Origin of the sequence: Anoxybacillus sp. FSL W8-0104 (assembly GCF_038004465.1) — a bacterium.
Classification (GTDB): domain Bacteria; phylum Bacillota; class Bacilli; order Bacillales; family Anoxybacillaceae; genus Anoxybacillus; species Anoxybacillus flavithermus_G.
In genome coordinates, this window is record NZ_JBBOQU010000001.1 from 2,429,858 (window position 1) to 2,443,043 (window position 13,186).

Sequence of the window (13,186 nt, forward strand, 5' to 3'; positions counted from 1 at the left end):
TTTCACGCTATCATCATAACACCTCTAAATGAAAATATTGTGCCATCTTTGTGCCAAAATTGTGCCATGATTGTGCCATCATTCGCTTACCAATACCGACTCCCCCGCTTCCTGTTCTTCGTAAACATCCGCTTGGCCAGCTCGTGCATCTCATCTTTTGGTTTGGCGCGAATGATATTAGATACGTCCACCGTCGTTAGCTTCCGGTTACCGATCCGATAGCCTTTTTTGTTTAGTTCCTGCACCACTTTCGTAACACTCTCCAGCTGCACATACAAATACACCGCTTCTTCTTCCATGGTCGTCGGTGTGTAGCTTTCGATCATCTGAATGTATTCTTGCAAATATTCGATTCGCTTTTTCGCTTCTTCGACTAACACTCGCTTTCCCTCCAATGAGTTCACTTCAATTTACAGACTGATGCACTCGCCCTATTCATAAACCCCTTGATATTTCTAGCTTTAAGCCATTTTATAGAACGAGTGCACACCATGTTTTTTTATGTTGTGCTGATAGCCAAAAAAGAAAAATCATATCTTGTATTTCATCATCGCCTTGTCCATCGCATCTTGGTTAACGCCGATATACTTTAAGGTGATATGTGGGCTCGAATGGTTAAACAACTCCTGAAGCATCGCAACATCTTTGGTTTGTTGGTAAAAGTGATAGCCGAACGTTTTTCTAAGCGTATGCGTACCCACTTCATCCAGCGACACATATTCAGCAGCTTCGCGCAAAATACGGTACGCTGTTGAACGATCGATGGGACGATTGCCACCTTGCCGGCTTCGAAAAGCATATTCACCGTCTTTGAGCGTTTTTGCGTACTCAATCAACTCTTTTCGTATCGCTGGCGGAATGCGAATTCGTTTTTCCTTCCGTGTTTTCTTCTCCCGCAACTTCAAATGCGTTTGGAGCAAATCTTCCTTCTTCAGCTGCAATATATCTGATATACGCAAACCTGTGTTAATTCCGATAATGAACAAAATATAATTGCGCTTGTTTCGTTGTAGCAAGTATTTTTTCATTGCCGCAATCTTTTCAGGATCGCGAATGGGTTGAACAAAGTTCATGGCTCGTCCCTCCTTCTTTTCCGATACACTTCTATTTCGAGGGCAAATGCCAGCTTGTAAAATGCTCTAGACTTCAAACGATAATAATTTCGATGACTCATTCCTAACTCGTTGTAGACGGCATAATCAAATACCTCTTCCTCGTTCATATATCGCCGAATAATAACCGCTCGCTCCCAGTAATCTAAACGGTTCACAGCCTCAACGATGCGCTGAATGTACTCCGCACGCTCCCGCTCGTAATCTGCATTGCGAATGGCCATTTCTTCGGTTGAGGAGTGGAACTGATTTGTTTTTGCAGGAACGAGCGAGTAATGTTGAGTCACCTTTGGCAGCTGGTCTAGTTTCAATGTCAACAAGAAAATGCGATATTTTTCGAGCGCCGCTTCCACCGCTTTTTTCGTCGCTTTTCGATCGATTTCAGGTAGCATAAAGTCCATCTTCTCAACCTCCGAAATAGTGATTATCGTTGGCGAAATGCCCCACCCTTGCCGCGTCTATAAACAGGACGACCAACGCCCATTAATTCCTTAATATCTCGCTCCGTCAGCCGCTCCTTATCTCTTTTCTTTTTCCGCGCTTTCTTCCGTTTGTTTTGATGTTGCCGAACTTTTTTGACTTTCATCCATTTTTTCAACTCTTGCTGGATTGTTCGCATTGTTCCTCTCCCTTTCATTTTTCTAATCAAACAAAAAGGACACCAATCATACAGAAATAGCCTTGCTACTCTGTACAATCGGTGTCCTCACGCTCTCGGTCTTGGACATATTCACTTACCCATATTATACCTTATACTACAGCTTTTTGTAGTAATATTCTAAATGTTTCTCTTCCTTTCGGCGTAACGAGCGTTTGCACATCAGCTCGTCCATTTCGCTCCCATTCTTTTAATTCGAATAAAGATGGAACGTATTGAGCATAAGGCTTTAGTTTCCCTTTCTGATCGCGATAAATATATTTCTTATCAATAAGCCAATCAACAAAAGCTTTTGGCTTCACTTTCAATTCTTTGGCCGTATCACGGAAATTTGTCAGTAAGCGACGATCAACAAGCGCGTCAAAATAATCAGCTTTTGGCTGCATGATTGCAATTTGTTCGTTTTGTTTCCTAACCGTTTCTAGTGTAGCGCGGAATAATAATTTCGTTTGCTCATCTGCGTGCTTCAGATACGTTTCTACGAATAAGTCGTCATTCGCTACATAGCCGCCGGTTTTCCGTATGGTTGGAAGGACTTCCTCAGCTACCCAATCGCTGAACCTTTCCGCTTCCGGTTTATTGCTGCGAAAAACTAATTTATAAACACCTGCTTCATTGATTGCAGCCATTTCCTGAGGACCTCCAAGGGTGTCCACCTTCACCGACCCCCTTTGTCGATCGCTTAAACGGCTAATAGCATCCCTATGTTTAGTAATGCCCAGCACTTCACACACATCCTTTGCAACAAACCAGACCTCTCCATCTTTTATAATTGTTCTTACTTGACTTCCGCTGTAAGTAAACACCTTTTGTAATTGATTCATCGAAAATTCCCTCCCCATAAACTAGACCACTATTGGCGTTTCTTTTTTACTTCGAAATATTTAATTCAAAACCATTTAAGTTAAAACCACGAGAAAATACATTTACACAGTTGAAAACACCTTCAATACTATTCTCATAAGCAAGTATCGCGCTCTTTTGTTGTAGTTCCGAATCAGCAATAACTTTAAAACTACCATCGGAACATCTTTCATAATAAAAAGCAACATCTTTAACTTTTTTAATAAATTCCATTTGATTTATCTCCTTTCCTATTTCATAGTTTGTGTCGAATGTGTATTAAAACGGCAAATCATCCTCATACGGCCATTTACTGCATGCTCCCCAATTTTTAGGATTGCTGCGCCAACGATCTTCCTCAATTTCTCGCCGCTTCTGGCGAATAAAATCAAAGAACTGTCGCATTTTTTCACTTTCAGGCTCTCCCATCTGACTAACGGCACAACTGATATACATATCAAGCTCAATTACGTCATCATCTGAGAGATTTGGCAAAGTGATATTCAATCCTCTCACCCCAAGAACTCATAAATATCTGTTTGTCCTTCCGGAACGACGAATTGCTGTGCTTTTGCTTGTATAAGCAACTCTCCAGAAGGTAATTCTCGAAGCGCCTCGTCCGTCTTACAAACCGGACATTGCACAAGGTGCTGTTCTTCAAAGTCTTGCGAAACTGCAAACACTACATCGCAACTCTTGCATTCATACACATGAACCGCTATTTTCACTTAAAACAACTCGCTTTCCTCGAATTTGATTCGTGCCGTTTTTCCCTTCGCTGTTTCAATAATCGTATATCCATGTTCAACCGCTTCCGCTACTTTTGCTTTCCCTTGCACACCGTCAATGACAATCACAAGCACCTTCCCTGGCACAACGGGATGCGAAACAGTCATATTATCTATATCAATCTGCAATTCTTGCGCTCTTTTACTCACCGGAATCCCTCCGTTGTGGTATAATGAAATCGGGTTGTCGGGAGGAATCCCGGCTTTTTTTGTTTTATCCAATCACTTTCCATCCACGTCGAATCCTACTTTGCAACTCATACTTACGCAATGGTTCATAAACATAAACAGCATCACGATGTTCCTTGCGATATAAAAGATACCATCTGGCTTTTCGCTTACGACGCTTCATTCGTCATTCACGTCCGAATTTAGCTTCTCAAGCGCAATTAAGTGCGCAAATTTAAATTTCAGCACCTCGCAATATACGATTGCATCGATCATTTCCTGCTGCAAGTGTTCCAGCCAGCCGACCAATGTGTAGTCACTTGGATTGACGGTTGTTCCGTATTTTTCAATCCCCTTTTCGGTTTGTATTTCGAGCAATTTTTGCACGTTGCGAAGTATTTGATTCTTGTTTAATTCTTCCATCCAATGCTTTGCATCCATCTCAATACCCACTTTCTTGGCGGTGATGGTTGACTGCGTTTTTACGCATATACGCTGCCTCAATTTCATCCCAAGTAAATTCGAGCATTTCTCCAAGTCCGATGAAAGAACTCCAAATGTCGACATATACCGTGATATCTTCAAGTAAACGTGATGTATATTCAAACAAGCCTATAAACTGTTGAATAGTGGATTTTGCTTTATACGGTTCAATCTGTTCCCATTCTATCGTCCCGATATTTCCGCTCAATCCAATGCTCAAAATGAAATGTAAACAGTCCACATATTCTTCCAACATCCCCTCTTTCGGTTGCCGATTCGTTTTCCAATGCTTAAACCCTTGCCACTCGTTTGCGAGTTCTGCCAGCTCCACCTGTAAGGCTAATACTTTATTCGGCAAAAGATTCTGACCATCTAATCCTTTTTCTCGAACAATCCGCTCATCCAGTTCCCGCTGCATCTCAAAAAGTTTGGATAAATCCATTATTTCGCTCCCCTTTTCTTTCTGTTTTGCGGCCATCGCCAGTCGATTAGCCGACGATTGTCTTCGTCATAATATTTCTTGCGCGGTCGGCTCCGATACGCTTCAAGCTCTTCTGGTGTTAGGTAACTGACGACAACTGGGCCATGTAGCGACTTACGACTCATCGCAAATCCTCCAATCGTTTTTGTATCTCTTTTAGCGCCATTTGTTTATATCGAATCGGGCAATGTTCATATCGCACGATAACGTATAGCTGTCTAAGCGTTGCTTTTGACCAGTTCATTACGTTCTCCCTCCGCTCGCTCGTATTCCCGTTGAATTTCTTCGATCGTCAGTTTTGATAGTGCTCGCCCGTCTGTTGCAATGAAAACGCCCTTTCGCCGTAGACGCTGAATCAATACATGTTTGAGCAAAAGCAACTGCTTCACCTCCGCAAAAAGCGATCAAGTTTTGACGGCGAATATGGCTTGCCGTTGATTTCAAGCGACACAAGTCGTTCTCTAGTAATCTCGTATCGCTCTAATACATCACGTAACGCTGTTTCGGATTGAATGCTTCCAGTGAAACCAACAATTCGCCCAACGTCGTTTCGATACTCTAAGCGAATCCAAATCGGGTACGGCATAGGCTCACCTAATCATCATTGCGATATTTTTTCAGTCGCTCTTCTAACTCACGCCGTTTGCGTTCGAGTGCTTCTTGATCTGTTTCAGCTTTTTGTTCATATTGCGAATAATCGGTGTTAAGCCAGTCTGGAATAACTTCCGTTCGAACGGCTTTTTTTCCATTCGTGCCAGCACCATTTCGTTTCTTTGCTTGCTGCTCTTTAAATGCTTTTTGCGCTGCATGCACTTGTTCGACGGTTTGATAGCCCTTGTCTGCCCAGTCGCGCAAAATGGTTTCAACGTACTTCCATGTCTTGACGCCATTTTCTACTGCAATTTTCATCGCTTCTAAAACTAGCGCTTCAGATGTGTCGTCGATCCATGTTGAAATTTTTTCGCTTATGTAGCTTCCGATTGCACCAAAGCCGTTTTGTTCGAAAAAAGTGAACGGATTCTCTTCGCGCACGCGCTCGTCTTCTTCTACTTCTTCTTTTTTCTCTGTAGTAATCTCTGTAGTATTCTCTGGTATTGGTCTGTTCAAATTGAGCGCTTCGTCTGTCCAATTTGAACAGATGGACTGTTCATTTTGACCAGATGGACTGTCGATTTCGTCAGTCGTCTGTTCATTTTGAGCAGTCGAGGTGTCATTTTGAACAGTCGTACTTACTTCATAAACCGGGTTTTCAAGTTCAGCCAATTTGTCATAATTGATCCGATACCACTTCGTTTTGTCGATCTTGGAGCGATTAAAATTGCCTGCAATAATGAGCCCTTGCTTTTCAAGTTTTGTGATAATACGGCGAATCGTACTTTCCGACCAGAATGGGAATTGTTCTTGCCATTCCTCGTACGTGTTATATACCCACTTATGCCCTTCGTGAATGTGATTACTGCGCTCAAGCCAGTAGTGCAACTGTTGTAACACGATGCTTTCATTTAAGCCGATCGTAGCCGCGAGTGACGGTAAAATCACTAACGGCTCTTCATCCATTAAAAGTCTTGTCGCCATGTATATCCCCTTCCTCCCTTGCAAAACCTTGCAAAATAGTGTATGTTGTGGCATGATAAAACCTAGAAGTCTGAAATAAAAACCTGTATATCACCTTTTCCTAGCTGATCGGCTATTTCAAATGCGATTTTTCGGCACTCGGACACAGTAAGCGCGTGAATGAGTGCCGTATGGATCGTTTCGAAATAGCCGTTCTTCTTTGCTGCGAACTCTACTTCAAATAGCATATTTACACGCATGAAGCATACAATGTAGTGATGCTTCATGACCCCCTTTCTAACAAGGTAAAACATTCTTTTTCTCAAGCTGGCGCAACTTTGAATACACAGATAATTCACTTCGTTCCAAGCGTGCAGCAAGCTCTGGAACATCGAAAATATCTTTATGTTGCCATAGGTAAAACTCTTCCTCTTCGGTCCATTTACCTCTTTTTATGCGAGGGCTTTCTTTCGATAACAACACAGATAGCTGTTGCATTTGCTTGCCGATCGGACAACTGATTACACATGTGCTTTGTGTACCACTATGCCGTTCTTTACATCCTGCACACTGTGTATCTAGCAATTTCAAAATTTGTAGCCGAATTTGCTTTTTCTCTTCCCTTGTCACACCATCACCCCAGCAATCTTGACACAAAGTCGATTTGGATGCCGCGGTTTTTTCATGTCAGCGACAACTTCAAAAAGCTGTGCGCGACGTAATTTCTTTTGTTCGATTGCTTGCAGTTCGTCTAATAAAAAGCGTAGCTCCGACATTTCAATTTTTGCCGTTTCATAGTCGCGGTTTTGAAGTGATTCCTGTATATACTCGACGCACCGCGATGCTTTTTGTAACAAATCCTCTTCTTGCAAAAAGAGCATATCTTGCATAACCTCTTCCTCCTTCTGAATGAATGACTAGACGTCTTCGCAATGGCCATCGCATGTATTTTGGCGCGGCTCCCCTTTCGGATCGTCGCCCGCTCTCGCTCGGTCTAGTGTGCATACGCACCGATTGAAGTACAAGCTCGTGGGCTGGGGGACACACCCACTTTCAAGATGGGAGATATCTTTTGCTTGTACTCCAATCGGCAAGCATGCGCTTGCCCTTCCTTTCGCGAATCGTTTATGCTAGAATATGATTAGATCAAAGGTTGATTATTTATTGAGCGATGGCTAGTGTTGGCGCACTGGCCATTTTTCTTTTGTACCATTCCTTTTTTAACTCCATTTCTAACACCAATATTGCTGGATCATTACGCAATTCTGCGCATAACTTTTTTACTTCGCTTGCTTTCATTAAACGGCTTGCTGTTAAACAAAAACTCATTGTTCTCTCCTCCTCAAATTAATTCTTTTACAGATGGACATTTATATTGCTCCACGTACTCTGGATGATAATAAGCTTTCACAAGAACATTGATTGCATCCACATATGCTTTGCATGTTTTGTATGACGGGCAATCAGAAAGTTTTTTGTACCCTCCTTTTCCGTCCTTCCATTCTTCACGCAAAAAGTCCAACTCGGCTTCCAAGAATGTTTTCAACCTTTCAATCGCATGATCCATTTTTGTTCCTCCCCTATCTCTTAATAAATCCTTTCGTCTGCAATTTTGTACGATGCCGTTGCCACATTTTAAACCAGGAAAAACCGTAATCCATACATATAACTGCGACGTATTGCGTGAGCGCAACAATTGCATCAATTGCTTGTAAAATCGCTTCTTCCAAGTGCTGTTTGTCGTACTCCCTAATCGCGCGAGGATGGTTCGCTACACATACACTTTCAATTGCTTGTAGCGCTTCGGTTAGTTCCTCTTTTGTTTTCATCGCCACACTTGCTCGGTGTAAATCGACCACCTCACCGTCCAGCTTCACAGGTCCCCATCCTGTATATTCCGCTGCCGCTTCCAGTGCCACCCACGGATTGTTGTGCTTCTCTGCAAAATATTTCGATATATTCGGCTGCACTCGATACCGTCCGTTTTCTTGCTGTGAAACTGCTTCGCGAGATTCATAGATTTCAAACGAAAGTTGTTGTTGTGTCATCCCTGTCGCCTGCCGCGCCGACTTCACCGCATCGGCCGCTCTACCACGTTTCATTTCCTGTTCTCCCCCTTCTACCATCACCATTGAGAATGGCATGTTACAGTATCATTAGAACAACCAGCGTCAACAGTGGAAGTTCATTGAGCGATCCGTGATTTTGTGTTGGTCTTTGTCGTGAATATGTCACGGAAATACTTGGCTAAAAACTCCTCCATACGCGATGCGATAAAGCACCAACGCTCTCCTTTTTTCTCTGGGTAATACACAAACCCACCATTTTCTAAATCAAGCATTTGCCGATAGCGAGGATGCAAGAGGATGTTCTCTTTGAGCCAATCCTCGCTATAGCCCGTTCGTTCTTTGAGGTCTTGCATGGACCACCAGATTTTATCCAATTAAACCTACCTCCTTTGCATTAAAACATCGCTCATTTCCGTTACTATGGTTGTTCATAAACCTTGTTTCAGTCAGGTCGTTTTTTGTAGGAATTTCCTCCTTCTTGGCGAATGAATACGGCAGGAAGGAGGTGAAAAACAAATGGATAAATATCGCTTGATTGAGTTTCTGAACAATTGCACTGAGCTCTTTCATAAAACAAATTCTTTGTATCAAAAAACGGTAAACGATCCTAAAAATCCGTCGCCAATCGTCAGCGTTTACTTATCAGAGATTTATACACTTAGTGAAAAAGCTAAATTATTTTTAGCAATGAACGAAGAGCTTGCTCATTATGAAATCACTTCACTGTTCAACTTCTGGAATGATGTTTACTTTGAATTAAAGGAAGTGATTGAGCAACGGGATCGAAATACATCTTGGTTATATTCAGAATTTGAAAACTACAAAAGACAACATGAGATTGTTGAACGTATGCTAAAAGATCAAATTCAGCAACTAAATTAGCGTATTGCGCTGTCTCCAAAGTGAGACAGTGCTTTTTCGGACACAAGGCACTCCATTTCTCTAATCAAAGCTTTTATTGTGGATGCGCCGCGCTCATAAATTAAGCGATGTAACATACGTTCAACTTCGGTTCCGTCTTTTTTTACTTTGCCATGCTCCCAGAGAGCCGTCATTAAATCGCCTACCGTTTTTGCATTGCTGAGAACATGTTGCACCCACTCTTCAGACTCTTGTTCGACATATTGTTCAATGGCTTGAACAATCTCTTTATTCGTTTGTTGCTCAATTGTCATTCGGTTTCACCTCCTTACAATGGATTGGGGTGTTAAGGAGTTTAAAAACACAAAACGTGCGATAAATTCTGAACAAGTTATTAACGCAAATTAAGCTTTGCTATTATTCAAATCGTTAGTTTTCGCCCAAACCTCTGGGAACAGCTCTTTGTGAAGCAGATCGACCGCTTCTTTTAGGTCTGCTTCACTAAAATTGTTTTGTCTTAACATGAGATGAAAATGTGCGATAATCACGTATTTGTTTAGAACGCTCATCTTACTCACCTCCTTTCATGTCATGGGATTGGGTTGTCAAGGAACGATGCCTCAACCACAAAGTTTCATTTTTTGCAACAAGAAGAGTAAAAAAATTTTTCACAGGGGACGTTATAGATATTAGACAACATCATAAGCTCTTCTGCTGTAAACGATTGTCTTCCACTTTCTTTACGATGATATGGGTACACAGTCTTTAGACCTAGTATTTTTGCAACTTCTTCTTGTGAGAGACCCTTTTCTTTTCGTAGTTCCTTGACCTTTTCAAGGTTCAATTTAAACAACATCTCACCTTCTTTCTGTTGCATTTTTCGCAACCTTTGATTTTAGTATAAATTGCGTTTTGTGCAATGTCAAATACTTTTTTTCGTTTTACGCAATTTTATTTTGCATTTTTAGCAATTATGATATGATAAATCTTAGAAATGTAAGGGAGTCACTATGCCTATGAGTGTACTGGGAAACCGTTTGAAGAAGTTGCGCGAAAGGCACAACCTGACCCAAGAGAGAGCTGGAGAGATTTTCGGGCTTACAAAGTATCAAATTCATCGCTACGAATCAGGGACAAGCAATCCAGATCCAGATATTATCAACAAGTTTGCTGATTACTACGGTGTATCAGCAGACTACCTACTCGGTCGCACGGATGATCCGAATCCGCCAGGGAGCGACAGCGACAATGAGGAATTAGGTACACTGGCGAGGATTAATCAGCTCATCAAAGAGTATGGAATCGAGCAGATGGGATTCTTTGATATTGAGAAGTGGAAACATTTATCGGAAGAAGAAATCGAGGAAATCATTAAGCACTTTGAGTGGGTTGTTCATAAGGCGAAGGAGAAAAATAAAGAAAAGGAATAACACGCTGTCAAAAGCGTGTATATTTTTGTTTATGTAATGTCAATTTATGTATTATTTTGTATTTTTATTTTTAGTTAACAAAACTAGATATTATTAAAGTAAATCTATACCTAATATGACAATCGATTCCCAAAGAGGTGTCATTATGGCTTATAAGTTCAAAACTATTAACATTGATAAAATACATGTTAATATATTAAATCCGAGATATGAACCCCAAGAAGATGAACTAAAAGAAATGGATTTAATAGTAAGTCAAGGTAAAATATTAGAATTAATTAAAGATATCGCTCAGTACGGATTAGATCCAAGTGAAAATTTAATCGTTTCTTATGACGAAAAATTAGGAGTATATGTAGCCGATGAAGGCAATAGACGAGTAACAGCAGTTAAAATTTTAAACGATCCAGATATAACCCCTCACTTTACTAGAAATCGTGATAAATTCATAAGACAAGTGAAAAAAATAAAAGAAAAATTTTCTTATAGTAATATAAAAGAGATTAATTGCGTTATTATTGATGACGAAGGTATTAAACACCATTTCATTGAATTAAAGCATACTGGCGAAAACAAAGGTGCAGGAAGGCTTAACTGGGATACAGAAAGTAAAGTAAGATTTCAATCAACAGACGCCTTTAGGAAGTATTTACTCGAATTTCTAAAAGGTATTCATCCTGAAATCAGAGATAACTTCGGTTTAACAACTATAGAAAGAATTATATCTGACCCAGATATGAGAGATGCAATTGGTTTAACCATGGACAGAAAAAATCAAAAAATCACATTAATTAACGATAACTCGAAACAAAAACTGTACTTTATATTGGATGGACTTTTAACCAAAAAATTTAATGTGAATACCTTTCGCCATAAAAAAGACAGACAAAAATTTGCTCAAGAATATTTATTAAACAATGAACATCAACCTTGGAAAGAATTATATATTGAAACAATCACGAATAAAGATAATCAAACTACTAAAAATAACGAGAAAATAGTTCCTGCTCAGAATAACTTAAATCAGAATAATTATAAGGAGAGTAGTTCTCAGAAAGATCTCTTTAATCAAAATGATTGGGATAAAGTAAATTCAAATCAAGATAATCGAGACCAAGATAGTTCTGATAAGAACAATTCCAATAGAGATGAGTCTCTCACAGGAAATTTCAACCAAGCATCGGAAAGCAATAACGATAAGATCAATAAAGATAATGGCAGAAAAACTTCAGGACGACCTCCTAAAGACATTAGGGATTTTGATATTTTAACTAAGGCAATACCTTTTAAAAACCAATATCGTAAGAATTCAAGAATTAATCAGATTTTAAAAGAAATTTCCCAAATAAATTATAAGGAAAACCCTGTTTCTGCGATGTATTTAATTAGAAGTATACTTGAAACATATGTACACGAATATATAGATTACTTCGCTTCACTAGATCGGCATCATCAATATAAAATGAAAAATATTCCTCCTCAGCGAGAAAAAAGAAAAAAAAGTTTGAGGGAATTAATATTTGATGATATATACAACCACCTAAAAAATGTAATACAAGATTATGCTAATACTTACGAATTAATTTATGTTACTTTTACAGATAACAATAAAGCTTCAGCAATGCAAATTATCAATTATTACATCCATTCTGGTACTCATTATCCTGATCAGAGTGAACTATTAGAAGCATGGAGTAAAATCTCAACTGTTATCGAGACACTAGATGAATTGTTAGCAAAAAACGCTGGCCAAAAGTAATTTGTTGATTTATAATTAGGCCAGGAGTGATATAAAATGGGAACCTATTCTCCTCTAAGATATCCTGGAGGAAAAGCAAAAGTTTACAAATTTATAAGGCATTTAATTGAGATGAATGGTAGTACTACCTATATTGAGCCATTTGCAGGTGGTGCAGGCGTAGCACTTGCCTTATTACTTAACAATGATGTAAAAAAAATAATTATTAACGATTATGATAAATCAATTTATTCATTTTGGTATTCAGTAATATACCAACCTGAAGAATTGATTGACAAAATCCAAAATTGCAACATAACGATTGAAGAGTGGTATAAACAAAAAGAGATTCAAGAAGCCAAAAATAATGCTGATGCTTTGACTCTCGGCTTCTCCACTTTATTCTTGAATCGAACAAATCGATCAGGAATTATCAAAGGCGGCGTTATTGGCGGCAAAGAACAAAAAGGAATTTACAAATTAGATTGTCGATTTAATAAAGACGATATTATCCGCAAAATCAGATTAATATCAAGCAAAAAAAAATACATTAAAGTATATAACATGGATGCTATTGAATTTATAGATAAAGTAATAAAAAAAACAAGGAATTCTTTTACATTTTTTGACCCTCCTTATTATGAAAAAGGTCCATCGTTATATACAAACTTTTATACTAAAAACGATCATACTGAATTGGCTAAGAAGATTCAGACTGACCTAAAAAATAGAAATTGGATTGTTACTTACGATCATAATAATGAAATAAAAAAATTATATGCAGACTTAAATTACCTTGAATACTATTTAACTTATAGTGCACAGAATAAAACAAAAGGCATTGAATATATGTTTTTTTCGAAAAAAACAAAATACGATGATTCAACAAAATATTTGAATGTATATAATTCATCACTAGCGTCGCATTAAAATAATTTAACACCTTTAAATAAACCGAATTTTCTGAAATATAATCCAAACACAAAAAAATCCTTTATAAT

The 13,186-nt window shown here is 39.1% G+C and carries 30 protein-coding genes; 4 read left to right on the plus strand and 26 right to left on the minus strand.

Translation table 11 applies throughout. From position 1 onward, the window contains the following. Positions 1-86: 86 nt before the first annotated feature. The 23 genes from NST18_RS12900 to NST18_RS13010 all read right to left on the minus strand — a co-directional run bounded on the left by NST18_RS12900 (position 87) and on the right by NST18_RS13010 (position 8,530). Entirely contained in the window at positions 87-404 is a 318-nt protein-coding gene (locus NST18_RS12900) for a hypothetical protein (RefSeq protein WP_340721498.1), read from the minus strand. A gap of 126 nt (positions 405-530) precedes the next feature. Beyond that, complete coding sequence (locus NST18_RS12905; protein WP_009362098.1) at positions 531-1,073, minus strand: site-specific integrase; 543 nt, start codon at positions 1,071-1,073, stop codon at positions 531-533. Next, positions 1,070-1,513, minus strand: coding sequence for an ArpU family phage packaging/lysis transcriptional regulator (locus NST18_RS12910; RefSeq protein WP_064214179.1), 444 nt, complete (start codon positions 1,511-1,513; stop codon positions 1,070-1,072). The genes NST18_RS12905 and NST18_RS12910 overlap by 4 nt, the downstream gene beginning before the upstream one ends. Positions 1,514-1,536: 23 nt before the next feature. Next, on the minus strand, positions 1,537-1,731 hold the full coding sequence (locus tag NST18_RS12915; protein WP_064214180.1) for a hypothetical protein: 195 nt from the start codon (positions 1,729-1,731) through the stop codon (positions 1,537-1,539). A 131-nt stretch (positions 1,732-1,862) separates the two neighbouring features. Beyond that, the gene (locus tag NST18_RS12920) at positions 1,863-2,594 is read right to left on the minus strand and encodes a BRO family protein (RefSeq protein WP_064214181.1); all 732 of its coding nucleotides are present in this window, start codon (positions 2,592-2,594) and stop codon (positions 1,863-1,865) included. 46 nt (positions 2,595-2,640) lie between these two features. Next, positions 2,641-2,847 (minus strand): hypothetical protein, encoded by a 207-nt coding sequence (locus NST18_RS12925; RefSeq protein WP_064214182.1) that lies wholly within the window; start codon positions 2,845-2,847, stop codon positions 2,641-2,643. Positions 2,848-2,892: 45 nt separating this feature from the next. Continuing rightward, a complete protein-coding gene (locus tag NST18_RS12930; protein ID WP_231106928.1) occupies positions 2,893-3,129 on the minus strand; it encodes a hypothetical protein in 237 nt (78 codons plus the stop codon). Continuing rightward, complete coding sequence (locus NST18_RS12935) at positions 3,126-3,341, minus strand: FmdB family zinc ribbon protein (RefSeq protein ID WP_340721502.1); 216 nt, start codon at positions 3,339-3,341, stop codon at positions 3,126-3,128. Before NST18_RS12935 ends, NST18_RS12930 begins: the two co-directional genes overlap by 4 nt. Then, on the minus strand, positions 3,342-3,551 hold the full coding sequence (locus NST18_RS12940; protein WP_064214202.1) for an XtrA/YqaO family protein: 210 nt from the start codon (positions 3,549-3,551) through the stop codon (positions 3,342-3,344). A gap of 198 nt (positions 3,552-3,749) precedes the next feature. Next, positions 3,750-4,010 (minus strand): hypothetical protein, encoded by a 261-nt coding sequence (locus NST18_RS12945; RefSeq protein ID WP_064214185.1) that lies wholly within the window; start codon positions 4,008-4,010, stop codon positions 3,750-3,752. Between the two features lies 1 nt (position 4,011). Continuing rightward, complete coding sequence (locus tag NST18_RS12950; protein ID WP_088223502.1) at positions 4,012-4,494, minus strand: dUTP diphosphatase; 483 nt, start codon at positions 4,492-4,494, stop codon at positions 4,012-4,014. Beyond that, entirely contained in the window at positions 4,494-4,658 is a 165-nt protein-coding gene (locus NST18_RS12955) for a hypothetical protein (RefSeq protein ID WP_192949447.1), read from the minus strand. The genes NST18_RS12950 and NST18_RS12955 overlap by 1 nt, the downstream gene beginning before the upstream one ends. Beyond that, the gene (locus NST18_RS12960) at positions 4,655-4,777 is read right to left on the minus strand and encodes a hypothetical protein (RefSeq protein ID WP_009362109.1); all 123 of its coding nucleotides are present in this window, start codon (positions 4,775-4,777) and stop codon (positions 4,655-4,657) included. Before NST18_RS12960 ends, NST18_RS12955 begins: the two co-directional genes overlap by 4 nt. Further along, a complete protein-coding gene (locus tag NST18_RS12965) occupies positions 4,752-4,922 on the minus strand; it encodes a Fur-regulated basic protein FbpA (protein ID WP_231106927.1) in 171 nt (56 codons plus the stop codon). Before NST18_RS12965 ends, NST18_RS12960 begins: the two co-directional genes overlap by 26 nt. Further along, complete coding sequence (locus NST18_RS12970) at positions 4,919-5,119, minus strand: hypothetical protein (RefSeq protein WP_019417148.1); 201 nt, start codon at positions 5,117-5,119, stop codon at positions 4,919-4,921. The genes NST18_RS12965 and NST18_RS12970 overlap by 4 nt, the downstream gene beginning before the upstream one ends. 8 nt (positions 5,120-5,127) lie before the next feature. Beyond that, positions 5,128-6,108, minus strand: coding sequence for a DnaD domain protein (locus tag NST18_RS12975; RefSeq protein ID WP_340721506.1), 981 nt, complete (start codon positions 6,106-6,108; stop codon positions 5,128-5,130). A 62-nt stretch (positions 6,109-6,170) separates the two neighbouring features. Further along, on the minus strand, positions 6,171-6,374 hold the full coding sequence (locus NST18_RS12980) for a hypothetical protein (protein WP_340721507.1): 204 nt from the start codon (positions 6,372-6,374) through the stop codon (positions 6,171-6,173). Between the two features lie 10 nt (positions 6,375-6,384). After that, positions 6,385-6,717, minus strand: coding sequence for a zinc-finger domain-containing protein (locus tag NST18_RS12985; protein ID WP_192954088.1), 333 nt, complete (start codon positions 6,715-6,717; stop codon positions 6,385-6,387). Further along, complete coding sequence (locus tag NST18_RS12990) at positions 6,714-6,977, minus strand: hypothetical protein (RefSeq protein WP_340721508.1); 264 nt, start codon at positions 6,975-6,977, stop codon at positions 6,714-6,716. Before NST18_RS12990 ends, NST18_RS12985 begins: the two co-directional genes overlap by 4 nt. A gap of 271 nt (positions 6,978-7,248) precedes the next feature. After that, positions 7,249-7,416 carry a hypothetical protein gene (locus NST18_RS12995; protein ID WP_163150999.1) on the minus strand — a complete coding sequence of 56 codons (168 nt, stop codon included), beginning with the start codon at positions 7,414-7,416 and terminating at the stop codon, positions 7,249-7,251. A gap of 13 nt (positions 7,417-7,429) precedes the next feature. Then, complete coding sequence (locus NST18_RS13000) at positions 7,430-7,654, minus strand: hypothetical protein (RefSeq protein WP_064214190.1); 225 nt, start codon at positions 7,652-7,654, stop codon at positions 7,430-7,432. Between the two features lie 13 nt (positions 7,655-7,667). After that, complete coding sequence (locus NST18_RS13005; protein WP_088223506.1) at positions 7,668-8,189, minus strand: helix-turn-helix domain-containing protein; 522 nt, start codon at positions 8,187-8,189, stop codon at positions 7,668-7,670. Positions 8,190-8,272: 83 nt separating this feature from the next. Further along, positions 8,273-8,530: a DUF771 domain-containing protein gene (locus NST18_RS13010; protein ID WP_081253614.1), complete on the minus strand. Its 258-nt coding sequence runs from the start codon at positions 8,528-8,530 to the stop codon at positions 8,273-8,275. A 142-nt stretch (positions 8,531-8,672) separates the two neighbouring features. Between NST18_RS13010 and NST18_RS13015 the strand changes: the two genes are divergently transcribed. Further along, positions 8,673-9,038: a hypothetical protein gene (locus NST18_RS13015; RefSeq protein ID WP_064214192.1), complete on the plus strand. Its 366-nt coding sequence runs from the start codon at positions 8,673-8,675 to the stop codon at positions 9,036-9,038. Here the strand turns inward: NST18_RS13015 and NST18_RS13020 are convergent. The 3 genes from NST18_RS13020 to NST18_RS13030 all read right to left on the minus strand — a co-directional run bounded on the left by NST18_RS13020 (position 9,035) and on the right by NST18_RS13030 (position 9,894). Then, positions 9,035-9,331, minus strand: a complete 297-nt coding sequence (locus NST18_RS13020; protein ID WP_064214193.1) for a hypothetical protein — start codon at positions 9,329-9,331, stop codon at positions 9,035-9,037. The genes NST18_RS13015 and NST18_RS13020 overlap by 4 nt on opposite strands. Positions 9,332-9,421: 90 nt before the next feature. Further along, positions 9,422-9,586 (minus strand): hypothetical protein, encoded by a 165-nt coding sequence (locus NST18_RS13025; protein WP_155732450.1) that lies wholly within the window; start codon positions 9,584-9,586, stop codon positions 9,422-9,424. A gap of 65 nt (positions 9,587-9,651) precedes the next feature. Beyond that, entirely contained in the window at positions 9,652-9,894 is a 243-nt protein-coding gene (locus tag NST18_RS13030; RefSeq protein ID WP_340721511.1) for a helix-turn-helix domain-containing protein, read from the minus strand. A gap of 139 nt (positions 9,895-10,033) precedes the next feature. On the opposite strand from NST18_RS13030, the gene NST18_RS13035 reads away from it, so the two are divergent. The 3 genes from NST18_RS13035 (at position 10,034) to NST18_RS13045 (ending at position 13,115) form a co-directional block, all read left to right on the plus strand. Beyond that, entirely contained in the window at positions 10,034-10,447 is a 414-nt protein-coding gene (locus NST18_RS13035; RefSeq protein ID WP_340721513.1) for a helix-turn-helix domain-containing protein, read from the plus strand. 145 nt (positions 10,448-10,592) lie between these two features. Beyond that, a complete protein-coding gene (locus tag NST18_RS13040) occupies positions 10,593-12,206 on the plus strand; it encodes a hypothetical protein (protein WP_340721514.1) in 1,614 nt (537 codons plus the stop codon). A gap of 36 nt (positions 12,207-12,242) precedes the next feature. After that, positions 12,243-13,115, plus strand: a complete 873-nt coding sequence (locus tag NST18_RS13045) for a DNA adenine methylase (protein ID WP_340721516.1) — start codon at positions 12,243-12,245, stop codon at positions 13,113-13,115. Positions 13,116-13,186: the final 71 nt, after the last annotated feature.